At 53.3% G+C, this 1,066-nt stretch carries 1 pseudogene and 1 CRISPR repeat array; the pseudogene reads right to left on the bottom strand.

Annotated elements, in window-relative coordinates:
• A pseudogene (locus NW860_RS09840) lies at positions 1–202 on the bottom strand (hypothetical protein); the annotation flags it as partial.
• A gap of 37 nt (positions 203–239) precedes the next feature.
• Positions 240–1,048: a CRISPR direct-repeat array (repeat unit 36 nt; unit sequence GTTTCCAATTTCTAGGGATCCCCCCGAAGGGGGAAC).
• Between the last annotated feature and the right edge of the window lie 18 nt (positions 1,049–1,066).

Below are 1,066 nucleotides of genomic sequence, written 5' to 3'. Positions count from 1 at the left end.
CGCCAAAGCCCAGGGATCCATAGAGCAGGCAGCGCAGGTAGAGCCGCTCGTCGTGAACTTGAATATCCCAGGGCTGTGAGCCATTGAGGGTTATACCGGCAGCATCCAGAACTCGAAGCGCATACTGACGCGCCAGCCGGTGCAAGCTGTTGAGTCCTTTCCCCATCCCTAGGGATCCCTCACTGCAGGGAAACTGACTCAACAAATACACCCCAAGGTGGCAAGGGATCCAACAAGTTGTTTCCAATTTCTAGGGATCCCCCCGAAGGGGGAACCATTAGTGAGGGTATTAACCCCGATCCAGCGATAGTTTACACCTTTCCAATTTCTAGGGATCCCCCCGAAGGGGGAACAAGCTGTCCGACTATTTGGACCCCACTTGGTTTGATTAGTCGTTTCCAATTTCTAGGGATCCCCCCGAAGGGGGAACCCGAGAATCTCGGCATCGACGGGTGTGTTTTGCTTATGCGGGACCTGTTTCCAATTTCTAGGGATCCCCCCGAAGGGGGAACAAGCCTGTGTAGCTTCACAGAAGCATGAAGTAGAGTTAGAGTTTCCAATTTCTAGGGATCCCCCCGAAGGGGGAACTTGAGTACGAAGACGCTAACCTGCAAGTCGGCGGCGTAGTGTTTCCAATTCCTAGGGATCCCCCCGAAGGGGGAACAGGCCTTCAATATGGCCGCCAATGTGGAGGATAACTTAGGTGTTTCCAATTTCTAGGGATCCCCCCGAAGGGGGAACAGCACCTAAGTCGTTGCCTACCACGACGATTGTCTTGTCCGTTTCCAATTTCTAGGGATCCCCCCGAAGGGGGAACGTCCTGAATACTTTGGGAAGTGGTATGTGAGTAATTGGGCGTTTCCAATTTCTAGGGATCCCCCCGAAGGGGGAACGATTCGTCATTCTCTACCTACAGGCTCTACCTACAGGAGGTTGTTTCCAATTTCTAGGGATCCCCCCGAAGGGGGAACGCTGCTTCGCTTAGCAAGCCAGTGTCTGCTTCCACCAAAACGTTTCCAATTTCTAGGGATCCCCCCGAAGGGGGAACTCTACCCCTATTAAACCC

It is taken from the genome of Synechococcus sp. F70.1 (assembly GCF_047502745.1).
Classification (GTDB): domain Bacteria; phylum Cyanobacteriota; class Cyanobacteriia; order Thermostichales; family Thermostichaceae; genus Thermostichus.
Note: the sequence above shows the minus strand (reverse complement) of the source record. Positions and strands in the feature narration are given on the sequence as shown.